Source organism: Sneathia vaginalis, assembly GCF_000973085.1.
Classification (GTDB): domain Bacteria; phylum Fusobacteriota; class Fusobacteriia; order Fusobacteriales; family Leptotrichiaceae; genus Sneathia; species Sneathia vaginalis.
In genome coordinates, this window is record NZ_CP011280.1 from 452,731 (window position 1) to 476,801 (window position 24,071).

At 28.8% G+C, this 24,071-nt stretch carries 23 protein-coding genes and 1 pseudogene; 23 read left to right on the forward strand and 1 reads right to left on the reverse strand.

Going from position 1 to position 24,071, the window contains the following annotated elements; translation table 11 throughout:
- Nucleotides 1–131 precede the first annotated feature (131 nt).
- The 22 genes and pseudogenes from VC03_RS06915 (at nucleotide 132) to VC03_RS02340 (ending at nucleotide 20,879) form a co-directional block, all read left to right on the forward strand.
- Nucleotides 132–391: pseudogene (locus VC03_RS06915) on the forward strand (transposase).
- Nucleotides 392–1,495, forward strand: a complete 1,104-nt coding sequence (gene tnpB, locus VC03_RS02240) for an IS200/IS605 family element RNA-guided endonuclease TnpB (RefSeq protein ID WP_046328476.1) — start codon at nucleotides 392–394, stop codon at nucleotides 1,493–1,495.
- A 106-nt stretch (nucleotides 1,496–1,601) separates the two neighbouring features.
- Nucleotides 1,602–1,862 (forward strand): ATP-binding protein, encoded by a 261-nt coding sequence (locus tag VC03_RS02245; RefSeq protein WP_046328477.1) that lies wholly within the window; start codon nucleotides 1,602–1,604, stop codon nucleotides 1,860–1,862.
- Nucleotides 1,863–1,971: 109 nt separating this feature from the next.
- Nucleotides 1,972–2,478 (forward strand): GNAT family N-acetyltransferase, encoded by a 507-nt coding sequence (locus VC03_RS02250; protein ID WP_046328478.1) that lies wholly within the window; start codon nucleotides 1,972–1,974, stop codon nucleotides 2,476–2,478.
- Between the two features lie 37 nt (nucleotides 2,479–2,515).
- Nucleotides 2,516–3,190 (forward strand): DNA alkylation repair protein, encoded by a 675-nt coding sequence (locus VC03_RS02255; RefSeq protein WP_046328479.1) that lies wholly within the window; start codon nucleotides 2,516–2,518, stop codon nucleotides 3,188–3,190.
- 70 nt (nucleotides 3,191–3,260) lie between these two features.
- Complete coding sequence (locus VC03_RS02260; RefSeq protein WP_046328480.1) at nucleotides 3,261–4,463, forward strand: dicarboxylate/amino acid:cation symporter; 1,203 nt, start codon at nucleotides 3,261–3,263, stop codon at nucleotides 4,461–4,463.
- A gap of 161 nt (nucleotides 4,464–4,624) precedes the next feature.
- Nucleotides 4,625–5,218, forward strand: coding sequence for an MptD family putative ECF transporter S component (locus VC03_RS02265; RefSeq protein ID WP_046328481.1), 594 nt, complete (start codon nucleotides 4,625–4,627; stop codon nucleotides 5,216–5,218).
- 31 nt (nucleotides 5,219–5,249) lie between these two features.
- A complete protein-coding gene (locus VC03_RS02270; protein WP_257719626.1) occupies nucleotides 5,250–5,915 on the forward strand; it encodes an energy-coupling factor transporter transmembrane component T family protein in 666 nt (221 codons plus the stop codon).
- The gene (locus VC03_RS02275) at nucleotides 5,908–7,275 is read left to right on the forward strand and encodes an ATP-binding cassette domain-containing protein (RefSeq protein ID WP_046328483.1); all 1,368 of its coding nucleotides are present in this window, start codon (nucleotides 5,908–5,910) and stop codon (nucleotides 7,273–7,275) included. The genes VC03_RS02270 and VC03_RS02275 overlap by 8 nt, the downstream gene beginning before the upstream one ends.
- A gap of 184 nt (nucleotides 7,276–7,459) precedes the next feature.
- Entirely contained in the window at nucleotides 7,460–9,694 is a 2,235-nt protein-coding gene (gene pflB, locus VC03_RS02280) for a formate C-acetyltransferase (RefSeq protein ID WP_046328484.1), read from the forward strand.
- Between the two features lie 62 nt (nucleotides 9,695–9,756).
- Nucleotides 9,757–10,491, forward strand: a complete 735-nt coding sequence (pflA, locus tag VC03_RS02285; RefSeq protein WP_046328485.1) for a pyruvate formate-lyase-activating protein — start codon at nucleotides 9,757–9,759, stop codon at nucleotides 10,489–10,491.
- Between the two features lie 107 nt (nucleotides 10,492–10,598).
- Nucleotides 10,599–11,585 (forward strand): class II fructose-bisphosphate aldolase, encoded by a 987-nt coding sequence (locus VC03_RS02290; protein WP_046329245.1) that lies wholly within the window; start codon nucleotides 10,599–10,601, stop codon nucleotides 11,583–11,585.
- A 49-nt stretch (nucleotides 11,586–11,634) separates the two neighbouring features.
- On the forward strand, nucleotides 11,635–12,096 hold the full coding sequence (locus VC03_RS02295; protein WP_046328486.1) for a COG2426 family protein: 462 nt from the start codon (nucleotides 11,635–11,637) through the stop codon (nucleotides 12,094–12,096).
- An 18-nt stretch (nucleotides 12,097–12,114) separates the two neighbouring features.
- Nucleotides 12,115–13,062, forward strand: a complete 948-nt coding sequence (locus VC03_RS06530) for a transglutaminase domain-containing protein (protein ID WP_052727655.1) — start codon at nucleotides 12,115–12,117, stop codon at nucleotides 13,060–13,062.
- Nucleotides 13,059–14,348 (forward strand): ClC family H(+)/Cl(-) exchange transporter, encoded by a 1,290-nt coding sequence (locus tag VC03_RS02305; RefSeq protein ID WP_200893826.1) that lies wholly within the window; start codon nucleotides 13,059–13,061, stop codon nucleotides 14,346–14,348. The genes VC03_RS06530 and VC03_RS02305 overlap by 4 nt, the downstream gene beginning before the upstream one ends.
- Nucleotides 14,349–14,493: 145 nt before the next feature.
- Nucleotides 14,494–16,521 (forward strand): BglG family transcription antiterminator, encoded by a 2,028-nt coding sequence (locus VC03_RS02310; protein WP_046328487.1) that lies wholly within the window; start codon nucleotides 14,494–14,496, stop codon nucleotides 16,519–16,521.
- 14 nt (nucleotides 16,522–16,535) lie between these two features.
- Complete coding sequence (locus VC03_RS02315) at nucleotides 16,536–16,991, forward strand: PTS sugar transporter subunit IIA (protein WP_046328488.1); 456 nt, start codon at nucleotides 16,536–16,538, stop codon at nucleotides 16,989–16,991.
- A gap of 12 nt (nucleotides 16,992–17,003) precedes the next feature.
- The gene (locus VC03_RS02320; RefSeq protein ID WP_046328489.1) at nucleotides 17,004–17,282 is read left to right on the forward strand and encodes a PTS sugar transporter subunit IIB; all 279 of its coding nucleotides are present in this window, start codon (nucleotides 17,004–17,006) and stop codon (nucleotides 17,280–17,282) included.
- 13 nt (nucleotides 17,283–17,295) lie between these two features.
- On the forward strand, nucleotides 17,296–18,630 hold the full coding sequence (locus VC03_RS02325) for a PTS galactitol transporter subunit IIC (RefSeq protein ID WP_046328490.1): 1,335 nt from the start codon (nucleotides 17,296–17,298) through the stop codon (nucleotides 18,628–18,630).
- Nucleotides 18,627–19,283: a class II aldolase/adducin family protein gene (locus VC03_RS02330; RefSeq protein ID WP_046328491.1), complete on the forward strand. Its 657-nt coding sequence runs from the start codon at nucleotides 18,627–18,629 to the stop codon at nucleotides 19,281–19,283. The genes VC03_RS02325 and VC03_RS02330 overlap by 4 nt, the downstream gene beginning before the upstream one ends.
- A gap of 12 nt (nucleotides 19,284–19,295) precedes the next feature.
- Nucleotides 19,296–20,282 carry a dihydroxyacetone kinase subunit DhaK gene (locus VC03_RS02335; protein WP_046328492.1) on the forward strand — a complete coding sequence of 329 codons (987 nt, stop codon included), beginning with the start codon at nucleotides 19,296–19,298 and terminating at the stop codon, nucleotides 20,280–20,282.
- 9 nt (nucleotides 20,283–20,291) lie between these two features.
- Nucleotides 20,292–20,879: a dihydroxyacetone kinase subunit L gene (locus VC03_RS02340; RefSeq protein WP_046328493.1), complete on the forward strand. Its 588-nt coding sequence runs from the start codon at nucleotides 20,292–20,294 to the stop codon at nucleotides 20,877–20,879.
- 63 nt (nucleotides 20,880–20,942) lie between these two features.
- Here VC03_RS02340 and VC03_RS02345 read toward each other — a convergent pair whose 3' ends face one another.
- Nucleotides 20,943–22,253 (reverse strand): NCS2 family permease, encoded by a 1,311-nt coding sequence (locus VC03_RS02345; protein WP_046328494.1) that lies wholly within the window; start codon nucleotides 22,251–22,253, stop codon nucleotides 20,943–20,945.
- A gap of 412 nt (nucleotides 22,254–22,665) precedes the next feature.
- Between VC03_RS02345 and VC03_RS02350 the strand changes: the two genes are divergently transcribed.
- A complete protein-coding gene (locus VC03_RS02350; protein WP_046328495.1) occupies nucleotides 22,666–23,979 on the forward strand; it encodes a Na+/H+ antiporter NhaC family protein in 1,314 nt (437 codons plus the stop codon).
- The last annotated feature ends 92 nt before the right edge of the window (nucleotides 23,980–24,071 follow it).

Consider the following 24,071-nt stretch of genomic DNA (forward strand, 5'->3'; position numbering starts at 1 on the left):
GTAAACCAGCAACGAAAACTATTGCATCATATGTAGGAGCATTGAAATTAAAGCTACCGCAATCCCACTGGCTTTAGACGGGTGGGTTAAGGTAGCAAAAATTATGATTTAATGGTACAATAATTGGCATTATGGGAACGTGGAAATCAAAGAATAGGCATAAGTATTTATTGCAGTATCACATTATTTTTGTATGCAAGTATAGAAATGCCGAAATCAATGTCGGATGATATCAAGCAGTTTTCTTATGAGATATGCAAGAAGCATAATATAATCATAAAATATATGGAAAAAGCATACAGAATATCTTAAGAAACATTTTTGGAAAGAACATACATTTTGGACTGATGGATATTTTGCTTGTAGCAGGGTAGAAAGGCAGGTAAGCTGAATGTTAAAAGCATATAAATATCGGATTTATCCAAGTAAAGAGCAAGAAATACAGTTGGCAAAGACATTTGGCTGTTGCCGTTTTGTATATAATCAAACCCTTGCATATAGAAAAGATGCTTATGAAAAAGAAAAAAACTCTATCAGTAAAACAGACTGTAATAATTATTGCAATAGAGAGCTGAAAAAAGTTTATGAATGGCTGAAAGGAGTAGACAAATTTGCTTTAACAAATGCGATTTATCATATGGATAGTGCTTATAAAAATTTTTTCAAAGAGCATGCAGGTTACCCAAAGTTTAAGAGTAAACACGATAGGCATAAATCCTACACAACTAATTTTACAAATGGGAATATAACTGTAGATTTTGATAGAGGAAGAATAAAGTTGCCAAAGTTAAAAAAGATAAAAGCAAAAATTCATAGGAATTTTGCAGGGCAAATAAAATCGGCAACTATATCACAACTGCCGAGTGGAAAGTATTATGTAGCAATCTTAGTAGAAACAGAGAATGTAAAAAAGCAGGAGACAAGAGGTAAAATAGGTTTAGATTTGGGGATAAAGGATTTGTGTATTACATCAGATGGGAGAAAATACGAAAATCCAAAGACAATAAAGAAGTATGAGAGAAATCTTACAAAATTTCAAAGACAGCTTGCACATAAAATAAAAGGGAGCAGGAACTATCAGAAAAAAAGAAAGCAAATAGCATTATGCCATGAGAAAATAACAAATACCAGAAAAGATTATCTTCATAAGATTTCAAGTGAAATAATAAGCGAAAACCAAGTGATTGTTTCAGAAAACTTGCAGATAAAAAATATGATAAAAAACCATAAATTGGCTAAGTCTATAAGTGACGTTTCATGGTATGAGCTTACAAGACAGCTAGAGTATAAAGCAAAGTGGAACAATAGAATATATGTTAAGGTAGATAGTTTTTACGCAAGTAGTCAGTTATGTTCTTGTTGTGGTTTCCAAAATAAGGAAATAAAAGATTTATCCGTAAGGCAATGGAAATGTCCAAATTGTGGGGAAATACACGATAGAGATGTCAATGCCGCAAAGAATATATTAGCAGAAGGATTAAGAAAAATAGCGTAATAAAAAAATATAGGGTAGGGACTACCCGAATTAACGCCTGTGGAGATAGTAGGTTACAAGGTAGCGAAGCAGGAAGCCCATAGGCTTTAGACTATGGGTAGTTCACTTGTTAAGACGAGGGTTTGATGTAGCAATTGGGAAAATTAACAATTTAGAAGTCGATTTTATTGTCACAAATGCAAATGAAAAAATGTATGTTCAAGTAACAGAAAGCATGAAAAATGAATCTGTAAGAGAAAGAGAATTAAAACCGTTACAAAAAATCCATAATAATTATAAAAAAATGGTTATTACTCTAGATAAAGTTATTGATGACGAATATGATGGAATTCAGTCTATTGATATAATTGAGTGGTTGTTAAAGTAAGATAATGTAGTTATAAAAATTAATATTAGGGAACTTTGACTTAGTTCTTTAGTTCCTCATGGGTGTATTGTAAGTGGAGTGAAGGAATATGATTAATAAAGGAGGGCTTATGAAATTAATTAGACCAGATAAGAAATATATTCAAAGTTATATAGAAGCAAATGAAGAAGATGAAATTTTTAGACCGTATGCAGAAAGACGTTTTAGAAACTATGAGACAATTATAGAAAGTTCATATAATATGGAACATGGTATAAATTTACCTATAAATTATGTTAGATCTACTACATTTTGGTTGATAGATAATAAAAAATTTATTGGTGAAATTAATATTAGACATGAATTAAATTCTTTTTTACTTAACTATGGTGGCCACATAGGGTACGAAATTAGACAATCTGAATGTATGAAGGGCTATGGAACAAAAATGCTTTCTATGGCACTTATATATTGTAAAGAGACTTTGAATCTACATAAAGTTTTGATTACATGTGATGATGACAATATTGGATCAATAAAAGTTATAGAAAATAATGGCGGAATTTTGGAAAACAAAGTGAAAAATATATTACCAAGAGGGAATGTTACAACAAGAAGGTATTGGATTAATATATAGGAAAAAGTATAAAAATATTAAATAAGAGGTGTAAGAAGTGAATATTAAAGATGAACTATTTTCATTACAGGATATTTCATATGGAGATTTCCAGTCAAAATTGATTCCAGGAATTTCTAGAAAGAGTATTATAGGTGTTAGAGTTCCGGAAGTAAGAAAGCTTGCAAAAAGACTTGTAAAGGAAAAGGAAGTATCTAAATTTTTAAAAGAACTACCACATAAATACTATGATGAAAATATGCTTCATGGACTTATTCTTTCTGAAATGAAGGACTACGATATATGTATTACTGAAATAGATAAATTTTTGCCTTTTGTAGATAATTGGGCTGTTTGTGATATTATGTCGCCTAAGATTTTTAAGAAGAATAAGACAAAACTTTTGAAAAAAATCAAAGAATGGTCTTTATCAGAAAAGACATATACTTGTCGTTTTGGAATTGAGATGTTAATGTCTTACTTTCTTGATGATGATTTTAAGCCTGAGTATTTAGAAATACCAACTTTTATTCATAGCAAAGAGTATTATGTTCAAATGATGGTTGCGTGGTTTTTTGCAACGGCTTTAGCAAAGAAATGGGATGATAGTATAAAATACATTAAAGATTATAGGTTAGATACAATAATTCACAATATGACAATACAAAAAGCATGTGAGAGTAAACGTATTACTCCAGAACAAAAAGAATATTTAAAATTACTCAAGAAGTGAGAAAAGAATTGAAAAAAATTAAAAACTGGGTATAATTTAGTAATATATTTTTTTCGATTTGGAGGTTTTTATGAAAAAACTTGAATTTGGACTTGTTCCTAGATTAATTATTGCAATCTTTCTAGGAATATTACTTGGAACTTTTGTGCCTTTAGGTTTTGTAAGGGTATTTAAAACTTTCAGTACATTTTTTGGAAGTTTTTTATCATTCTTTATTCCTTTTATGATTATAGGGTTTGTTGTAATAGGGATTGCTAGATTGTCTGAAGGTGCGGGTGTACTTTTAGCATTGACAGCAGGTATTTCATATGTGTCTACTATTATAGCTGGACTATTCTCATACACAGTAGCATCAAATATTTATCCAAGCTTAGTATCAAGTGAATTAGTTAAAAGTTTACAAGATACAATATCTAATAAAATGATGGTAGTTTCACCATACTTTACCATTCCACTTTCGCCTGTACTAGATGTTACAGCAGCAATAGTGTTTTCATTTATGGTTGGAATTACAATAAGTTACATGAGAAAGAAAAAAACAGGTGAAACAACTTTTAATTTATTTAATGATTTTGAAATGATAGTAACAAGAATATTAAAACATTTTATAATCCCATTATTACCACTACATATATTTGGTATAATTTGTGAGTTGTCATATACTGGTGAAGTTTTTGCCATTATTAAACTATTTATCAAGATATACCTATGTATTTTTGCTATGCACTACATATATATGTTAGTTATGTTTAGCATAGCAGGAGCAGTATCTAAGAAGAATCCTGTTAATTTAATAAAGAATCAAATACCAGGTTATCTAACAGCAGTTGGAACACAATCATCTGCTGCAACTATACCAGTAAATATACAATGTGGATTAAATAACAATACATCTGAAGAAATAGTTAATTTCGTTGTTCCTTTATGTGCAACAATACACTTATCAGGATCTATGATAACAATAACTAGCTGTGTAATGGGTGTATTAATTATGACTGGAATGAATTATTCAGTATCACTAGTTCTTCCGTTTATAGCAATGTTAGGAATTGCAATGGTTGCTGCCCCTGGTGCACCAGGTGGAGCTATTATGAGTGCATTACCATTCTTGTATATGGTTAATATAGATTCAAAAGGAGCTTTAGGAGCTTTACTAATAGCGTTGTATATAACACAAGATAGTTTTGGTACAGCAATAAATGTATCAGGTGATAATGCAATAGCTATTTATGTAGATGAGTTCTATAAGAGATTTATAAAAAAAGATAAGTAGACATATGACTATAGGCTATTAAAGCTTATAGTCTTCTTTTTTTGTTTAAAAAAATTATACCGATTAGACTTGTTTCATTTAGACATTTATGCTCATATTGTATTGTAAAATAGGATTATTAGTGATAGAATTAGGCTAATCAAGTTAAATAAGGAGTACTGATGGAAAATAAGATTTTAAATGTTAAAGATTTGATTAATGCAGGACTATTTAGTGTCCTAATTTTATTCTTTACTTTTGTGTGTGGAATGGTTGCACATTCTCCTGTAACAATGCCATTTTTACCATTTTTAATTGGTGTTGTAACAGGACCAGTATATATGCTATATTCAACTAAAATCACTAAACCAGGTATGATAATAATACAACAATTTGTTTTAGGGTTAGTATTTTTAGCAACAGGTCATGGAATATTTGTAATAGGAACTCTTATGATATGTGCGATAATAGCAGAATTTGTTATAAGAAAAGATAATTATACAAATTTAAATGCAAAAAGAATAGCATTTAGTATTACTCCTATGGGTGTAATAGGTAATTTTGTTCCACTTTTAATTTCAAGAGATAAAGTTTACCAAAGATTGGTAATGCATCGTGGAGTTGAGTTTGCTAATAAGTTCATGAATGCTATGTCATATAAAGTAATAGTTCCTTGTATTTTACTAGCATCAGTAGGTGGATTTATAGGTTGCACTATAGGTATACATTTATTGAAAAAACATTTTGTTAAGGCAGGTATGTTAAAGGAAAAATAATATGAAGCTAGATTTTAGAACAAAATTTTTTATGACCGTAGTTATATCATACGTAGCTATGATGGAACAGGTTTTATTTAGAAATATGTATTTAATGCTAGTAATATTATTTGTACCCTACATATTATTTATGTTATCGGGATATATTAAAATAGCTTTGAAGGGAATAATACTAACAGTTATTTCCTTCATTCTTCATATATATATGTTTAATATACAAAATTCAATACTTTTAAGTGTGTGTCTATTTATGAATACAGTATTTTTAAGTATAATTCCTGGTATCGCTATGGGAAGTTATTCTGTTATGACTACAGATATGGGTGAGGTTATAGCTAGCATGACTAAAATGAAATTTCCAGATCAGTTAATAATACCTATTTCTGTTATGGCAAGATTCTATTACACAATACTAATAGATTATGGTCAAATAAAAGATGCTATGTTTTTAGATGGTCTAAGTGTTAAAAAGTTAATATTTCATCCCTTAAAATTATTTGAATATAAGGTTGTTCCTCTTTTGATGTGTATAACAAGAACAGCTGATGAGGTTACAATTTCTGCTATTACAAGAGGACTTGAAGTAGGAGGTAAAAGATCTAGTATTTATGATGTTAAATTTGGAATTGTTGACTATGTCCTATTATTCTTAACAACTAGTTTATTAATTTATCAGATAGGAGGTCAAATTGCTTAGTATAGAAAATTTAAGCATAAAGTATGAAAAAAAGACTTTGTTTACTGGATTAAATTTAAATATTAACGAGGGAGAATTAATAGTTATAACAGGGAAGTCAGGTTCAGGTAAGAGTAGTTTATTAAAAGTGATAAATGGGATAATACCTGAATTCAATATAGCTAGTGTAAGTGGTAATATTAGATGTAATGACATTGATATATTAAAAGAAAGTATGACAAAAAGATCAAAATATATATCAACAGTTTTTCAAAATCCCAAGACACAGTTTTATTGCATCAATACAACTGATGAAATAGCATTTGGATTGGAAAATAGGAATGTTAGTAAGGATGAAATAGAAAGTACGATAAAACATTATTCAAAATTATTAAAAACAGAAGATTTAATGGATAGGGATATATTTAAGTTATCAGGTGGACAAAAACAACTAATTGCGATTAACGCTTGTATGTGTATGGATAATATTATATACCTATTTGATGAACCTAGCTCATCTTTAGATGAATCTAGTGTCGAATGGTTAAAAAATACCTTGTTATTATTGAAAAAAATGGGGAAAATAGTAATTATTGCAGAACACAGACTATACTATTTAAAAGACATAATGGATAAGTTGTTAATAATACAGGATGAAAAGATAGTAACTTATACAAAAAAAGAAATACCTTTTATAGACTTTGAAAAATATCAATTAAGAAGTTTTTCTGATTTAAGTATAGACAGAGAAGTAAAAGAAATAGATCTACATAAAAAAAGAGATATAAGGGACTATGAAGGCTTAGTTTGTAAGGACTATTATATTTGCTATAACAAAAATGTTGTTATAGATACAAGTATTTCATTAAACAATGGCACTTTTTTTATAACTGGAAAAAATGGTGTAGGTAAGACAAGTTTTGTTAGAAAATTAGCGGGCCTATTAAAAAATAAATATGGTCAAACTTATTATATGAATAAAAAAATAAAAAAAGAGTATGAATATATTTCTATGGTTATGCAGGACGTTAATTATCAAATATTTACAGATTCTGTGTGGTCAGAAATTTCTATTGTAAGTGAAAACAAAGAAGAAAAAATAGAAGTACTAAAAGAATTTGATTTATATGATAAAAAAGACTATCATCCACAAATATTATCAGGTGGTGAAAAACAAAGATTAATGATAGCTAAAGCTATTGTTAGTAAGAAACCTATTGTAATATTTGATGAACCAACTTCTGGTCTTGATAAGATTCAAATGAATAAAATTATACGATATATAGAAAAAATGAGGAAAGATAATAAACTAATATTAGTTATAACGCACGACAAAGAACTAATAAAATTTTGTGATGGACAAATTCTTCGTTTCGTATAATGAAACAAAATAAATAAATATATTTTTTCTTGTAAATAATGATTGTCATAAGCACGATTATAGCTATATTCATGAAAGAATATATTTTTTTTAATAAATAATAAATAAAATATTATTGATAAAAAAATAAAAGAGAGTACAATATAAGTGTAAAGAATATTAATATATGAAAGGAAGGGCGAATATGGACGCTTGGAGAGGATTTAAGACCGGTAAATGGGACAAAGAAATAAATGTCGCAGATTTTATTGAATTAAATTATACTGAATATACAGGAGATGGAAGTTTCCTAGAAGGACCAACTGATGCAACTAAGAAATTATGGGATAAATTAATGCCTATGATTAAAGAAGAAAGAGAAAAAGGTATCTATGATGCAGAAACAAAGAAACCATCACAAATAGATGCTTATGGTCCTGGATACATTGAAAAGGATTTAGAACAAATAGTAGGACTACAAACAGATAAACCATTAAAAAGAGCAATCTTCCCTAATGGTGGATTAAGAATGGTTAAAAACAGTCTAGAAGCATTTGGTTATAAATTAGATGATGAAACAAATGAAATTTATACTAAATACAGAAAGACACATAATGACGGTGTTTTCTCAGCATATACACAAGATATTAAATTAGCAAGACACGCAGGTGTTATAACTGGTTTACCAGATGCATATGGAAGAGGAAGAATAATAGGTGACTACAGAAGAGTTGCTTTATATGGTGTTGACTACTTAATTGAAAAGAAACAAGAAGACTTCGATAAGATAGATGGAAATGACATGACAGCTGATATGGTTAGAGATAGAGAAGAAATATTTGACCAAATAGCTGCATTAAAAGCATTAAAGAGAATGGCTGAAGGATATGGATTCGATATTTCTAAACCAGCTACAACAGCTAAAGAAGCTATACAATGGTTATACTTTGGATATTTAGGAGCTGCTAAAGACCAAAATGGTGCTGCCATGAGTATGGGAAGAACTTCTACATTCTTAGACATCTTTATTCAAAGAGACTTAGAAGAAGGAAGAATAAATGAAAAACAAGCACAAGAATATATAGATCACTTCATCATGAAGTTAAGAATTATAAGATTCTTAAGAACACCTGAATATGATGCATTATTCAGTGGAGACCCAGTTTGGGTAACTGAATCAATCGGTGGTATAGGAAGAGATGGAAGATCATTAGTTACTAAGAACTCATTCAGAATTTTACATACATTATATAACTTAGGACCAGCTCCAGAACCAAACTTAACAGTATTATGGTCAGAAAAATTACCTAAACCTTGGAAGAAATTCTGTGCTCAAGTTTCAATCGATACATCATCATTACAATATGAAAATGACGATTTAATGAGACCAGAATTTGGTACTGACTATGGTATCGCATGTTGTGTATCACCTATGACAATAGGTAAACAAATGCAATTCTTTGGTGCCAGAGTTAACTTACCAAAAGCATTATTATATGCTATAAACGGTGGTAAAGATGAAGTTAAAGGAACTCAAGTTACACCACTTGGAGAATTTGAACCAATTAAAGGAGACTACTTAAACTTCGAAGAAGTTTGGGAAAAATATGATAAGATGCTAGACTGGTTAGCAACTACATATGTTAAAGCATTAAACATCATTCACTATATGCATGACAAATATTCATATGAAGCATTTGAAATGTCATTACATGATTCTAAGATAAAGAGAACAGAAGCATTTGGTATCGCAGGATTATCAATTGTTGCTGACTCATTAGCTGCTATTAAACATGGTAAAGTTAGAATTATAAGAGATGAAAATGGTGTTGCAATAGACTATAAGAACGAAGGAGAAGACTACGTTCCATTCGGTAATAACAATGACGAAACTGACCAATTTGCAGTAGATATAGTTAAGATCTTCATGAACAAGATAAGAACACACAAGATGTACAGAAACGCAATACCTACTCAATCAGTATTAACAATAACTTCAAATGTTGTATACGGTAAGAAGACAGGTAATACACCAGATGGTAGATTAGCTGGTAAACCATTCGGACCAGGTGCAAACCCAATGCACGGAAGAGATACTAGTGGAGCAGTTGCATCATTAGCATCAGTTGCTAAGATACCGTTTGAAGATGCAAATGATGGTATTTCATACACATTCGCAATTACACCAGGTACTTTAGGAAAAGATAGAGATGAAAAACAAGAAAATCTAGTAGGATTATTAGATGGATATATGCATCAAACAGGACACCACTTAAATGTTAACGTATTTGGTAGAGAATTACTTGAAGATGCTATGGAACACCCAGAAAAATACCCACAATTAACTATAAGAGTTTCAGGATATGCTGTAAACTTTGTAAGATTGACAAGAGAACAACAATTAGATGTTATAAACAGAACAATATCTGACAAGATGTAGTTATATTATATATTTAGGTGCAAGATTTCTCTTGCACCTTTATTATAAGGGGTGAATATTTTATGAAGGGTTTTATACATTCGTTTGAAAGTTTTGGAACAAAGGATGGACCAGGAATAAGATTTGTATTATTTATGCAAGGTTGCCCTTTAAGATGTTTATATTGTCATAATGTGGATACATGGAATATTAAAGATAGAAAAAAGATATTGGAACCAGAAGAAGTATTTCACGAAATTGAAAAAGTTCAGGGATTTATACGTACAGGTGGTGTAACAATATCAGGTGGAGAACCACTTGTTCAACCAGATTTCATAAAAGAAGTATTTAAATTATGTAAAGAACACGGTATTCATACAGCTTTAGATACATCTGGATATATTTTTACACAAAGAGCAAAAGAAGTATTAGAATACGTTGACTTAGTATTGCTTGATATCAAGCATATAAATCCTGATAAGTACAAGATATTAACATCTGTAAATTTAGCACCAACATTAAAGTTTGCAGAATATCTAAAGGAAATAAATAAGCCAGTTTGGTTGAGATATGTATTAGTGCCTGGATATACTGATGGCGAAGAAGATCTCCATAAATGGGGAGAATATTGCTCAAAATTAACAAATGTACAAAGAGTAGATGTATTACCATTTCACCAAATGGGAGCACCCAAATGGGAAATGATGAAAAGGGTTTATGTCTTAAAAAATAATCCTACACCAACTCCAGAACAAGTAAGAAAAGCTGAAGATATATTTAAATCTTATGGATTACCTGTAAGATTAACCAATAGATAAAAAAATCGTCTTTTACGGGACGATTTTTTAAATAAAAGTGTTGAAAAATATGCGTATTTTGTGCTAAAATTATATATATAGAATATAGGAGGATTTAAAACATGGAAATGAAGTATAACTATAAAGATTTCGGTTTAGTTAATACTAGAGAAATGTTTGCTAAGGCAAATAAAGAAGGATATGCAGTTCCAGCTTTCAATTTCAATAACTTAGAACAATTACAAGCTATAATTGAAGCATGTGTTGAAATGGGAGCACCAGTAATTCTTCAAGTTTCATCAAGTGCAAGAAATTATATCGGTAGAGACATGATTCCTTGGTTAGGTAGAGCAGCAGTTGAATACGTTAAGGCAGCAGGTTCAGATATACCAGTTGCATTACACCTTGATCATGGTCCAAGCTACGAAATAGCTGAAGACTGTATTTTAAATGGTTTCTCATCAGTTATGATAGATGCATCTAAATATGATTATGATGAAAATGTAGCAATTTCAAAGAAAGTTGCTGACTTTGCACATAAATATGATGTAACAGTTGAAGCTGAATTAGGAGTTTTAGCTGGTATAGAAGACGAAGTACACGCTGAAGAACATATCTTTACTCGTCCAGAAGAAGTAGAAGATTTCGTATCTAAGACAGGTGTAGATTCATTAGCTATCGCTATAGGAACATCACATGGTGCATACAAGTTCAAACCAGGTGACAATCCACATATAAGATTAGATATCTTAAAAGAAATTGAAAAGAGAATACCAGGATTCCCTATCGTATTACACGGTTCATCATCAGTACCTCAACAATATGTTAGAATCATAAATGAAAACGGTGGTAAGATCGAAGATGCTTTAGGAATACCAGATGAACAATTACATATGGCATCTAAATCTGCAGTTGCTAAGATAAACGTAGATACAGACGGAAGATTAGCATTCACAGCAGGAGTTAGAAAAGCATTTGCTGACGATCCAACAGTATTTGACCCAAGAAAATACTTAGCTAAGGGTAGAGAATTCATGAAGAAATACTATAAAGAAAAGATAGTAGATGTTTATGGAGCTGAAGGAGCTTACAAAAAAGGTAAAGAAAGAAAGTAAGATAAATAATTGAGTCGCTTATGCGACTCTTTTAGTATAAGGAATAATAATGTTAAAATATATATGTGTATTTTTAATATCAATGGTTCCATTGATAGAGTTAAGAGGTGCTGTTATTTACGGTGTAGCACTTAAATTAGATATAATGAAAATAATGATAATTTCCGTTATAGGTAATATGCTAGTTGTACCAATAATATTCTTGTTTGCAAGAAGAGTCTTAGAATGGGGTAAAGAATTTAAATATACTAGTAAGGTATTTAAGTATTTTTTAGAAAAAGGGCATAATGCAGGTAAAAAGTTAGAATCTAGTTCAAAATACGGTGTTTATGTTGCCCTATTTTTATTTGTTGGAATACCATTACCAGGTACTGGAGCATGGACAGGTACTTTAGCCGCAAGCTTATTAGATCTTGATTTTAAAAAGACAGTAATCTCAGTTCTATTTGGGGTAGTATTAGCTTTTTTAATAATGAGCTGTGTTAGCATAGGATTTAGAAGTTTAATATGAGAAGTTGGTGTAAAAAGAGTGAAGAAACTATTAATTATATATTTTTTGTCTATTAATATATTTTCAAATACATTGAATTTAAAAGAGAAAATAAGGCAAAGTTTTTTGAATTTTGATACTGATATACAGTTTGTATTTACTGAGAATATATCACCTAATGAGATAGATTCAGATGTAGAACAAGTGATGAAAGAGGATGATATAAAGAATCTTTTAGTTAGTACTAGTATAGAAGTAAAGGAAAATAAAGAGAATATACGTGCTAATATACATGTTAAATATTCAGTAAAAAAAGAAGACTACATATTAGCAGAAAAGAAAATAGATGAGTGGGCTAAGAAGAATATCAAAAAAAATATGAGTGATTACGATAAAGCCAAGACAATACATGACTATATTATACAAAATATTACATATAGTAGTACTGGTAAATATGATACTAGAACGTATATAAGTGGTATTTTAGATAAAAAAGCTGCTTGTGAAGGATATGCAAATTTATTCTATAAATTAGCAAAAAAATCAAAGTTAGAAGTTAATATATTAGCAGGAATGTCTAGAGGACTAAGACATGCATGGAATCAAGTAAAAATTAATGGAAAATGGTATAATGTGGATGTAACATTTGATGATCCATTAGGAGATAGAGGTAATAATTATTCATATTTTTTAAGAAGCAATAAGTACTTTTCTAAAAATCATGAATTAACAGATAAAAGATTAAAACCTGCACCATCAGATTATGATAGAAAGAAGATAATAGGTAATTATATAGAAAATGAAAAAGACCTTATTAAATATATAAATAAAAATATTCGTAAAGGTGTAATAAAGATAAATTATGGTGGTACTTTTGACTTAAAGAAATTAAGAGATATTATAAGTCAAGGATATACAGTTAGAAAAGTGATTTTTGATGATTATGAATACATTGAAATAAATTTAAGAGGAGATGTTTCTAAGTGAAGAATAAGCGAAAATGGATACAAATTAGTATGAGATCTCTTTTATTTTTTGTTATAACAGGTATAATATGCGGTTTTGTAATAACAATGTATAAATTGGGTATAAATCATTTTGCAAAATTTATGCTATCCTACTTAAAGGTATGTAACAAGACAATATATGGTAAGATATGTTTTGTTTTAACCTTTATTGTATTAGGTACAGTAATATATTTTATGAATAATTTAGATTCAATGATAAAGGGTTCTGGAATACCAGTAGTATATGGTATTATAGACGCTAAATTTAAAGTTAATTGGAAAAAGACTTTGGTGTATAAATTTGTATCAAGCGTATTAACAGTTGGATCAGGTATGACATTAGGAAGAGAAGGTCCATCTGTTCAAATAGGAGGGCTTGTAGGAGAAGCTGTACATAAGCTTTCAAAAGAAAGTGAAGAAGATGAAAGATATTATGTAGGTGCATCAGCAGGTGCAGGGCTTGCAGTTGCATTTAATGCACCAATAACAGGGGTTCTTTTTTCAGTGGAAGAAATATTTAAAAAGACTAATAGAAAGGTGTTTTTAAGTGCATCTGTAATAGTATTTTGTGCAGTAATAACATCAAATCTATTGTTAGGTAATCACCCTACATTAGTAGATATGCCAAAAATTGCAGCATTAAATATGCATACATACATTTATGTTGCACTAATAGGGATATTATCTGGTATTTCAGGTGTGTTGTTTAATTATATAATAATAGACAGAAAAGATGTATTCAATAAAGTATTACCTTTGAATAAATATTTTAAGTTTTTAGTTCCCTTTGTTGTAACTGCAATAATATTATTAATTGATGGTACAACATTTGGAGCAGGTGAACATTTTTTATCTATGAATATGTATGGTAGTTACTCTATACAAAAAATAGTAGTGTTGTACCTATTAAAAATATTCTTACTTTATTTATCATTTGCAGTAGGAGTTCCTGGAGGAAGCTTAGTTCCTTTATTGGTAATAGGAGCATTACTAGGTAATTTTTATGCAAGTATTTTATGTACTTTAGGTATAATACCACCTAGTATGGTAATAGTATTTGTAATGCTTGCAATGTGTGGACATTTTTCTTCAATAGTAAGAGCACCAATTGCTGGAATAATACTAATACTTGAAATGACTGGTGGTTCATTTGAATATCTATTAAGTCTTGCAATAGTTAGTTTACTAGCATATACAATAGCAGAAGCTTTAGGTAAGAAGCCATTCTATGAAGACTTATACGAAAGAATGCTAGGAAATAGGTAAATAATTTGGGCATGCAATGGCATGCTTTTTTTTGTACAAATTATTTCCAAAAAAACAGTAAAAAAACTTTCATAAAAAAGTGATAAGGTTTATATATTGAAACTTAGTTGTTAATGAATATAATAGTATAAAAGAAGGTGAGAAAATGATTTTAAATGAGCGTGAAATAAAGATATTAGAAAAATTCTATAACAAATCAGAACTTAGCATATATGAGTTAGCAAAAGAATTTAATGTATCAGAAAGAATGATACGTTATAACATAGATAGAATAAATGATGTATTGAGCTTTATTAGGATATCACCTATAAAAAAATCTTCTAAAGGTACAATAATTTTAAATATAGAGGGTAAAGAAAACAAGATATTGGAGATAATAAAAAAATTAGAACCTTTGGATAAAAATAAAAAAATAACAATTATACAGTGGTTAATCTTATTCTCAAAAGAAAAAATAACAATAACTTATTTAACAAAATATTTTGATTTATCAAGGGGTACAATAATAAATTACCTGAATGAATTAAAGAAAAGATTAGAAGTAAAGGGAATAAAAATTGAAAATGATAATGGTCTTTATTTAAAAGGGGATAGAGAAAATTTAGAAAATTATAGATTCAATATATTGTTTGATGATATAAAGTACATTTATAAAGAAGATGATAATGAGATTTCTGTAAAGTTAAATGAAATAATATTTCAAAACATAGACAAAAATACATTTAAGTCCATTAAACAATTTATAGATGAGATAATAAGTGATTTTAAATTAAGTGTTAATGATATAAATTACAGAATTTTATTTACTCGTTTTCTAATTATATTTATCGAAAAATCTAAAAGTACAAAAGAGTATGTGATAAAAGAGTCTGATAAAAAATATGTTTTGAATAAACTAAGATTATTAAATTTAACTAGTAAAGTAACAAAACAAATGCTAGAGCAAATTATAGATCTTGTAGCATGGATAAAACAAAGTGATAATTATCAGGAAAAAGATGTGAATATAGGTGTAGTTGTTAAAAATATAATTAGTCAGGTAGAAGCTAAGATAAATAAGAATATAACAAAAGATAAATTATTATTTGAATTTTTATTACAACATGTAAATGCATTAATTAACAGAATAGATAACGGATATATGCTTGATGTACAAACGTTAGATGAAAGCTATAAAAAGAAAGATGCTTTCTTCTATATTATAAAAGACTCTATGGGGTTATTAAATAATGTATTAAATAAAAAAATTGATGATGATGAAATACACTTATTAAAGATACATTTTTTAGCATCAATAGAACGTATAAATAGATTAGAATTAAAACCTGTAGAAGTTGCGGTTATAACATCATTTGGAAGTGGTAGTAATAAAATATTAGTAGATAATATACAAAATAGATTTTATATAAAAGTATCATATGTAGGATCTATATATAACTTTAATAAGGCTTTAAAAAATAATTTAAATATTAAATATATATTGACTACAGTAAAATTAGATGAAAAAGAATATGAAGATAAAATTATTGTTAATATAAGCCCAGTTATAACTGAAAAAGAAAGGCAAACATTACTTAAATTAGGTTTTAAGAGCAATATTAATAAAATACTTCTATCAAACATAGTAGATATAGTAAGAAGAAGTTCAGAGAAATTAGATTATGAAAAATTTATATCCGAGTTATTAAATAATTTTGGCGACAAGATAGTTAATGATATAGAAATATTAGACGAGTATGAAAATATTTTAAAAGAAGAAAATATCATATTTAACTATGATGCAAAAGATATTTATGATGCCTTAGAAAAAGGATGCAGCTTATTAGAAGGAGAATTTACAGATAAGAGTTATACAAAAGATATATTAAGTATATATGAAAAAAATAATTCACATATCATTCGATATAATGGCTTGATATTACCACATACAAAGAATAATAATAATGTTCATAAGACGGGAGTTTCAATAATAAGTTTAAAAGAACCTGTTAATATAAAAGAAACGGGTGAAATGATAGATACAGTAGTAAGTTTTTCTATAAAAGATGAAAAGAAATCATTGGACATTATTAGTAATTTAATAAATATGGTATTTAAGAGTGAATTTAAAGAAATACTTAATGAGAAAAATAAATATAAAATAGTAGAATATTTAAAAAATTATAAACTATAGAACAGGAGATTGGTATGTTATTTAATAAAGAAGATATATATTTTAATGTAGAAGCAGAAAATAGAGAAGACCTAATTAGAAAAATGTCCAAAATTTTTAAAGAACAAGGATATATTAAAGATGGTTATGAAGAATCATTAATTGAGAGAGAAAAAAATTATCCAACAGGATTAAATTTTGAAAAGTACTTCGTTGCAATACCTCATACAACATATTCATTAATAAATAGTCAAAGAATAGTGTTTGTTAGGTTAAAAAATGAAGTTGAGTTTGGAGAAATGGGTACAAATGAAAAACAATTAAAAGTTAAAGTAGTCCTATTCCTATTAATCAAAAAAGGTGAAGAACAAGTAACCGTCTTATTAAACTTAATGAAAATTTTAGGCGATGAAGATTGCTATAATACACTAGAAAAAAGTGAAGATAAAGAAGAAGTATATAACATATTAGTAAATAAATATGGAAAATAATAGGAGGTATATATGAAAAGAATAGTAGTAGCATGCGGTTCAGGAATAGCAACATCACAAACAGTTGCATCAAAGATTAATTCAATGTTAGAAGATGATGGGATTAGTGCAACAGTAGAATCTGTTGATATAAAGGCATTAGAAAATATTATATCACAAGTTGATATTTATGTAACAATAGTTCCAGGATCAGAAACATATGGTAAGCCAACAATAAATGGTATTAAATTTTTAACAGGTCTAGGTATGGAAGAAGAATACGAAAAATTAAAAGAATTAATTGCAAAGTAGAAGAGGAGTATTTATGTTAAAACAAGTAGTAGACTATATTTTAGGACTAGGTCCAGCAATATTTTTACCAATAATTATGATAATAATTGGTATAATAATCAGAATGAAAATTAAAAGAGCAATTTTAGCAGGTATAACTTTGGGTATAGCATTTACTGGTATGTCATTGATACTAGGTTTCATGTTTGAAACAATAAGCCCAGTTGCTGCAAAATTCGTTGAAACAACAGGTATACATTTAAATACAGTAGATGTAGGATGGGCACCAATGTCAGCAATAGCTTGGGCATGGCCATATGCATTATTAATGTTCCCTATTCAAATAGTTATTAACCTAATACTATTAGGATTTAACTTTACAAATGTATTAAATGTAGATATGTGGAATGTTTGGGGTAAAATTTTTACAGCAACAATGGTTATAGCTATAACTCATAGCTTAATATTAGGATTTGTAGCTGCAGTTATACAAATAATATTAGAATTAAAAACAGCAGAAGTTACTCAAAAGAGAATATATAAAATAACTAGTATTCCTGGTGTAACTTGTACACACTATATGACATTACAATGTGCAATGATGGAACCAATTAATAAGGTATTAGACTTAATACCTGCAATAAAAAACAGTACATTTGATTCAGAAAAATTAAAATCAAAAATAGGTGTATTTGGTGAAAATTCAGTTATGGGATTCATAATAGGTGGTCTATTTGCATTGGTTGCAAGATACTCAGTAAGTGAAACATTACAAATAGCAATTAAAGTTTCTGCATCACTAGTTCTATTCCCTATGGTAGCAAAATTATTCATGCAATCATTAGCACCAATTGCAGATGCAGCAGGTGCATACATGAAGAATAAATATAAAGATAGAGAAATATATATAGGTCTAGACTGGCCATTCTTAGCAGGGCAAGCAGAATTATGGGTTATCTCTATCTTAATAGTACCAGTATCAATAGTACTAGCATTAGTATTTTCAAAATTAAATCTAAATACAATATTACCTCTAGCAGGTATAGTAAATGTAATAGTTGTTGTACCAGCAATGATCGTTAGTAAAAAGAATTTAATAAAGATGTTCATATTAAGTGTAATATTTACACCAGCATATCTAATAGTATCATCAAGTTTTGCACCTTATGTTACAGAACTTGCAAGACAAGTAGGAACTATTGATATACCAAGTGGACAAATGATTAGTTACTTTGGTGTAGAAGCTCCAATATTTAGATGGGTGTTAGCAAATGGCTTAGCACTTAGATGGCAAGGATTATTAGGTGTTGTTATATTTATAGTCCTATACGCAGTATTCTATATCACAATGAGAAAGGAAAATGAATGAACGAAGAATTAAAAAAAGAATTATTAGAAGTTGCAAGACAAGCACAAAGAATAGGCTTATGTAAACACAAATCAGGTAATTTTAGTGTTAGAATACCTGGAACAAATAAGCTATATGTCACACCATCTGCAATTGATAGAGAAGAATTAACTGAAGATGATTTATGTATAATGGACTTAGATGGTAACGTTCTTTATCATAAAGAAGGAGTTAAGCCATCAAGTGAAACTATGATGCATTTGGAAATATATAAAGAAAGAGAAGATGTAAAAGCTATAGTTCATACACATTCTAAAATGGCAACAGCATTTGCTGTATTAGCAAAACCTATACCAGGTGTAATATTCGAAGCAGCAACATTAGGTTTAAAAGAAGGTTATGTACCAGTTGCAAAATACGCAAGACCTGGTACAGTTGAATTATCTAAATCTGTAATAGAACCTATAAGAATATCTGATATGGTATTATTAGAAAAACATGGAGTTGTAGCAGTAGGATGCGATATAAAAGATGCATTTTTAAAAGCACAATATGTAGAAGAAATAGCAGAAATATACTATATGACATTAATGATAAATAAAGGAGTTGAACCGCCAAGATTTTCAGTTGAAGAATTAAACAAGTGGAAATATCCAGAAAAATTTTCAAAATAAAGAGGTTGTGTGATGAAAAAAATAATAAACAAAAAGGAAGACTACGTTAAAGAATTGGTAAATGGAATAGTAAAAGCTCATAGTGATAAAGTAAAATTATTAAACGATGACTTTAGAATTTTAGTTAAAAAGGAAAAATCACAAGATAAAGTAGGGCTTGTAACTGGAGGTGGAAGTGGACATTTACCATTGTTTCTAGGTTATGTAGGAGAAGGAATGTTGGATGCCTGTGCTATAGGTAATGTATTTGCATCACCATCAAGTAAAAAGATGTATGAAGCAATAAAGTACGTTGACTCAGGGAAAGGTGTATTATGCGTATATGGAAACTATGGTGGAGACAAGATGAATTTTTCTATGGCAAGAGATGAAAGTAGTTTTGATGATATTGAAGTTGAAGAAGTAATAGTTAGTGATGATATTGCTTCATCAAATGATAAAAAATCAAGAAGAGGAGTCGCAGGATTAGTATATGCATATAAGATAGCAGGGACATTAGCAAAAAAAGGATATACTTTAAAAGAAGTAAAGTCTAAAACAGAAAAAGCGTTAGAAAATATTAGAACTATGGGTATTGCACTAACACCATGCATAGTTCCAGAAGTAGGAAAACCTACATTTACCATCTTAGAAAATGAAATGGAAATAGGTATGGGTATACATGGTGAAAAAGGAATTAATACTACTAATATGAAAACAGCAAAAGAAATTGTTGATATTATACTAAATAAAATAGAAACAGAAATAAAATTAGAAAAAGGAGATAAAATTTCTGTATTAGTTAATGGTTTAGGTGCTACATCATTAGATGAGCTATATATAGTATATAATGAAATATATGATAGATATAGCAAAATAGGTGTTAATATATTAAAACCACTTATAGGTGAATATGCAACTTCAATGGAAATGGCAGGATTATCAATAACAGTATTTAAGTTGGATAATGAAACTGAAGAATTACTTTTAAGTGAAGATGAATTAACATTTATGAAATGAGGCATAATAATGAGCGTTGATATAAAAGAAATATTTAAAAAAATTTATGGCAATATACATACTAATAAAGAATATTTAATTAAATTAGATCAAGAATTTGGAGATGGAGACTTAGGTTTAACTATGGATGAAGGATTTAATGCAGTATGTGATTATGTACAAAAAAATGAAATAGCTGATAAAGGTATATTATTTAAGGATATAAGCAGTTCATTTAACGAAGCAGCACCTTCATCATTAGGAACAATAATTTCTATGTTTTTCATGGGAATGGCAAGGGAATTAAAAGGTAAGACTGATCCTACAAAGGAAGAATATATATATTCATTACAAAAAGGATTAGAATACTTGAAATCTAAAATAGATACTAAATTAGGTGATAAGACAATTTTAGACTCATTAGAACCAGCTATTGTAGAATTTAATAAAACTAAGGATAAAATAAAGGCATATGAAAGTGCAAAAGAAGGAATGGAAGAAACAAAAAATATGATTTCTAATCAAGGTAGAGCAAAGTATCATGGAGAAAAAACATTAGGTCATATAGATGGTGGAGCTTATGTGTCATACTTGGTATTTAAGAGTATTTCCGAATAAAAAAAGCTAGGATTAAAATCCTAGTTTTTTTTTCCAAATTATTTATATAAAAGGGCTTATGGACTAAATAAATGCTTCAATAATATATCTTAATACAAATATTATTGCTAATATATAAACAACTAATGATACTTGTTTTCCTTTTCCAGTTATTAATTTAATAATAGCATAAGAAACTATACCGAATACTATACCATTTGCAATAGAGTATGATAAAGGCATCATAATTATTGCTAAGAATGCTGGTAGACCTTCAGTGAAATCAGAGAAGTCTATTTTCAAGATATTACCTATCATGAAAAGTCCAACAACTATTAATGCTGATGCTGTAGCACATGGAGGTATGATTGCAAATATAGGTTCAAATATTAGAGCTACTATAAACAATATAGCTGTAACTATTGCAGTTAAACCTGTTTTACCACCTTCAGCAACACCAGCTGCACTTTCAACGAATGTAGTAACAGTTGAAGTACCAAGGCAAGCACCTATTGATGTACCTATTGCATCTGCAAGTAAAGCTTGTCTTGCTTTAGGTAAGTTACCATTTTCATCTAACATATCAGCTTTTGATGCAACACCAACTAATGTTCCTACTGTATCAAATAAGTCTACGAATAAGAATGCAAATATAGCAATAACCATATTAAATGTTAATATATTATGAAATTCAAACTTAAAGAATATTGGTGATATACTTGATGGTAAACCTATTATTGAACTAGGTAATTTTGTAACACCAAAAGGTATAGCAAGTAAAGTAGTAATTAACATACCTAATAATATTCCACCAGGTATTCTTTTAACTAATAGGAATAAAGTAATAAATATTCCAAAAATTGTAAGTATTGCAACAGGGCTCATAATATTACCTAATGTTAAAGGTATACCCTTTGCAGGAACAACTAAACCTGATTGAATTAAACCAATGAAGGCAATAAATATACCAATACCAGCACTTACTGCATTCTTTAATGACATAGGTATAGAGTTAACTATAGTTTCACGAACCTTAGTCATTGTAAGAACTATGAAAATTAAACCTTCAATTAAAACTGCTGTTAGTGCAAATTGCCAACTTAGACCCTTACCAAGTACAATAGTATATGCAAAGTATGCATTAAGTCCCATACCAGGAGCAAGTGCGAATGGATAATTAGCATATATACCCATAACTACGGTAGCAATAAAAGCTGAAATAGCTGTTGTAGTAAATACAGCACCATGGTTCATACCAGCATCAGATAATACTGCAGGGTTGACTATTAAAATGTACGCCATAGTCATAAAAGTTGTGATACCTGCTAAAATTTCAGTTTTAACAGTAGTGTTATTTTCTTTAAGTTTAAAGAAATTTTCTAAAAATGTTTTCATAAAACAAATCCTCCTATAGATCTTTCTTAAAAAAAAACTCAAAAGGAAACTTGTCCACTAAATATAAAGCCTAGAAGGGTAGGCTTCAAGCGAAACCTACCTCCTAGGCTTTTATCCTTTAGGTGTAGTGCAAATATATATGCACCTGTGTCGCTCGGTCACATGAAAGAACCCTAGACACACTTTCTCTTTTGAGTTTATTATTCATTAACAAGTAAATGATAGCAGAGAAAAAAGTATTTGTCAAGGATAAATAAGTAGGTATTAAGAATTTGCAAAAAATAGCATATATAGGTATATATATGTAATAAAAATTTTAATACCTATTAAAAAGTTTCAGATTGTGAAAAACAACTAGCTTTTATTTACGATAAGATATATAATATTAAAAAAAGAAAAAGACGAGGTAAACATGAAATACAAGATAAAATCAAATGGAAAAGCACTAATACCTTTTATTATTTTCATAGGAATGTATCTTTTTACAGGATTTTACTTAACTTATTCTGGAGAGAAGTTAGCGTTTTACAAAGTAAATTCCCCTATATTCGTAATACTAGGTATAATATCAGCATTTATACTCTTTAAAGGAGATATATCAAGTAAATTTAATAATTTAATAAAGGGTTGCGGAGATGAAAATATTTTAATAATGTGTCTTATCTATCTATTAGCAGGAGCATTTGCAAGTGTTACAAAAGCAACAGGTAGTGTAGAATCAACCGTTAACTTAGGTATGAGTATTATTCCAGTTAAATATTTAGTTGCAGGAATATTTTTAATGGCATCATTTATATCTATTTCAACAGGTACATCTGTTGGAACAATAGTAACTGTTGGACCATTAGCTATAGGTTTATCTGAAAAATCAGGAATATATTTACCATTAGTATTAGGAGCTCTAGTAGGTGGAGCAATGTTTGGCGATAATTTATCAATAATATCAGATACAACCATTGCAGCAACAAGAACACAAAATGTTAATATGAGTGATAAATTTAAAATGAATTTAAAAATTGCATTACCAGCAGCTATAATAACATTTTTGATATATATGTTTAGTTTAAATAATATAAATACTGTAAATATTGGTTCTGTAAATTATAGTCTTATTAAAGTAGTACCATATATATTAGTATTGGTACTAGCGGTATCAGGAGTAAATGTTTTTGTAACATTGACTATAGGAACAGTATTTTGCGGGATTATAGGGATTAGCACTAATGTATTTGGTGTAGTTGGATACTGTTCTAAAATATATGAAGGCTTTAATAATATGTTTGAAATCTTCTTATTATCTTTTCTAACAGGAGGTTTAGCATATATGGTTAGAAAAGAAGGAGGTATAGACTATATCATAGAAAAAGCAAAGAAGTGCTTAAAAGGTAGTAAAACAGCAGAATTAGGTATATCAGCTTTAATTTCAATTCTAGATATTGCAGTGGCTAATAATACAGTTGCTATAATAATAGCAGGGCCTGTAGCAAAAGAAATATCAAATGAATATAATGTGGATCCAAGAAGAGTAGCATCGTTATTAGATGTATTCTCATGTGTATTCCAAGGTTTAATTCCATATGGAGCACAAATATTAATAGCAACAAGTTTAACAAAGGGTATGCTTAGTCCCTTTGCACTAATACCATATTTCTGGTATCAGTTTATACTAGCAGTTTTTGCTATTTTATCAATCTACATACCATATTCTAATTTAAAAAATAACTGAAAAAATTAAATTAATTATTAAGCTATATAAGTAGAAGGTTATAAACCTTCTATTTTTTTATACCCTAATAAAGTTTATTGAAAAAAAAGTCT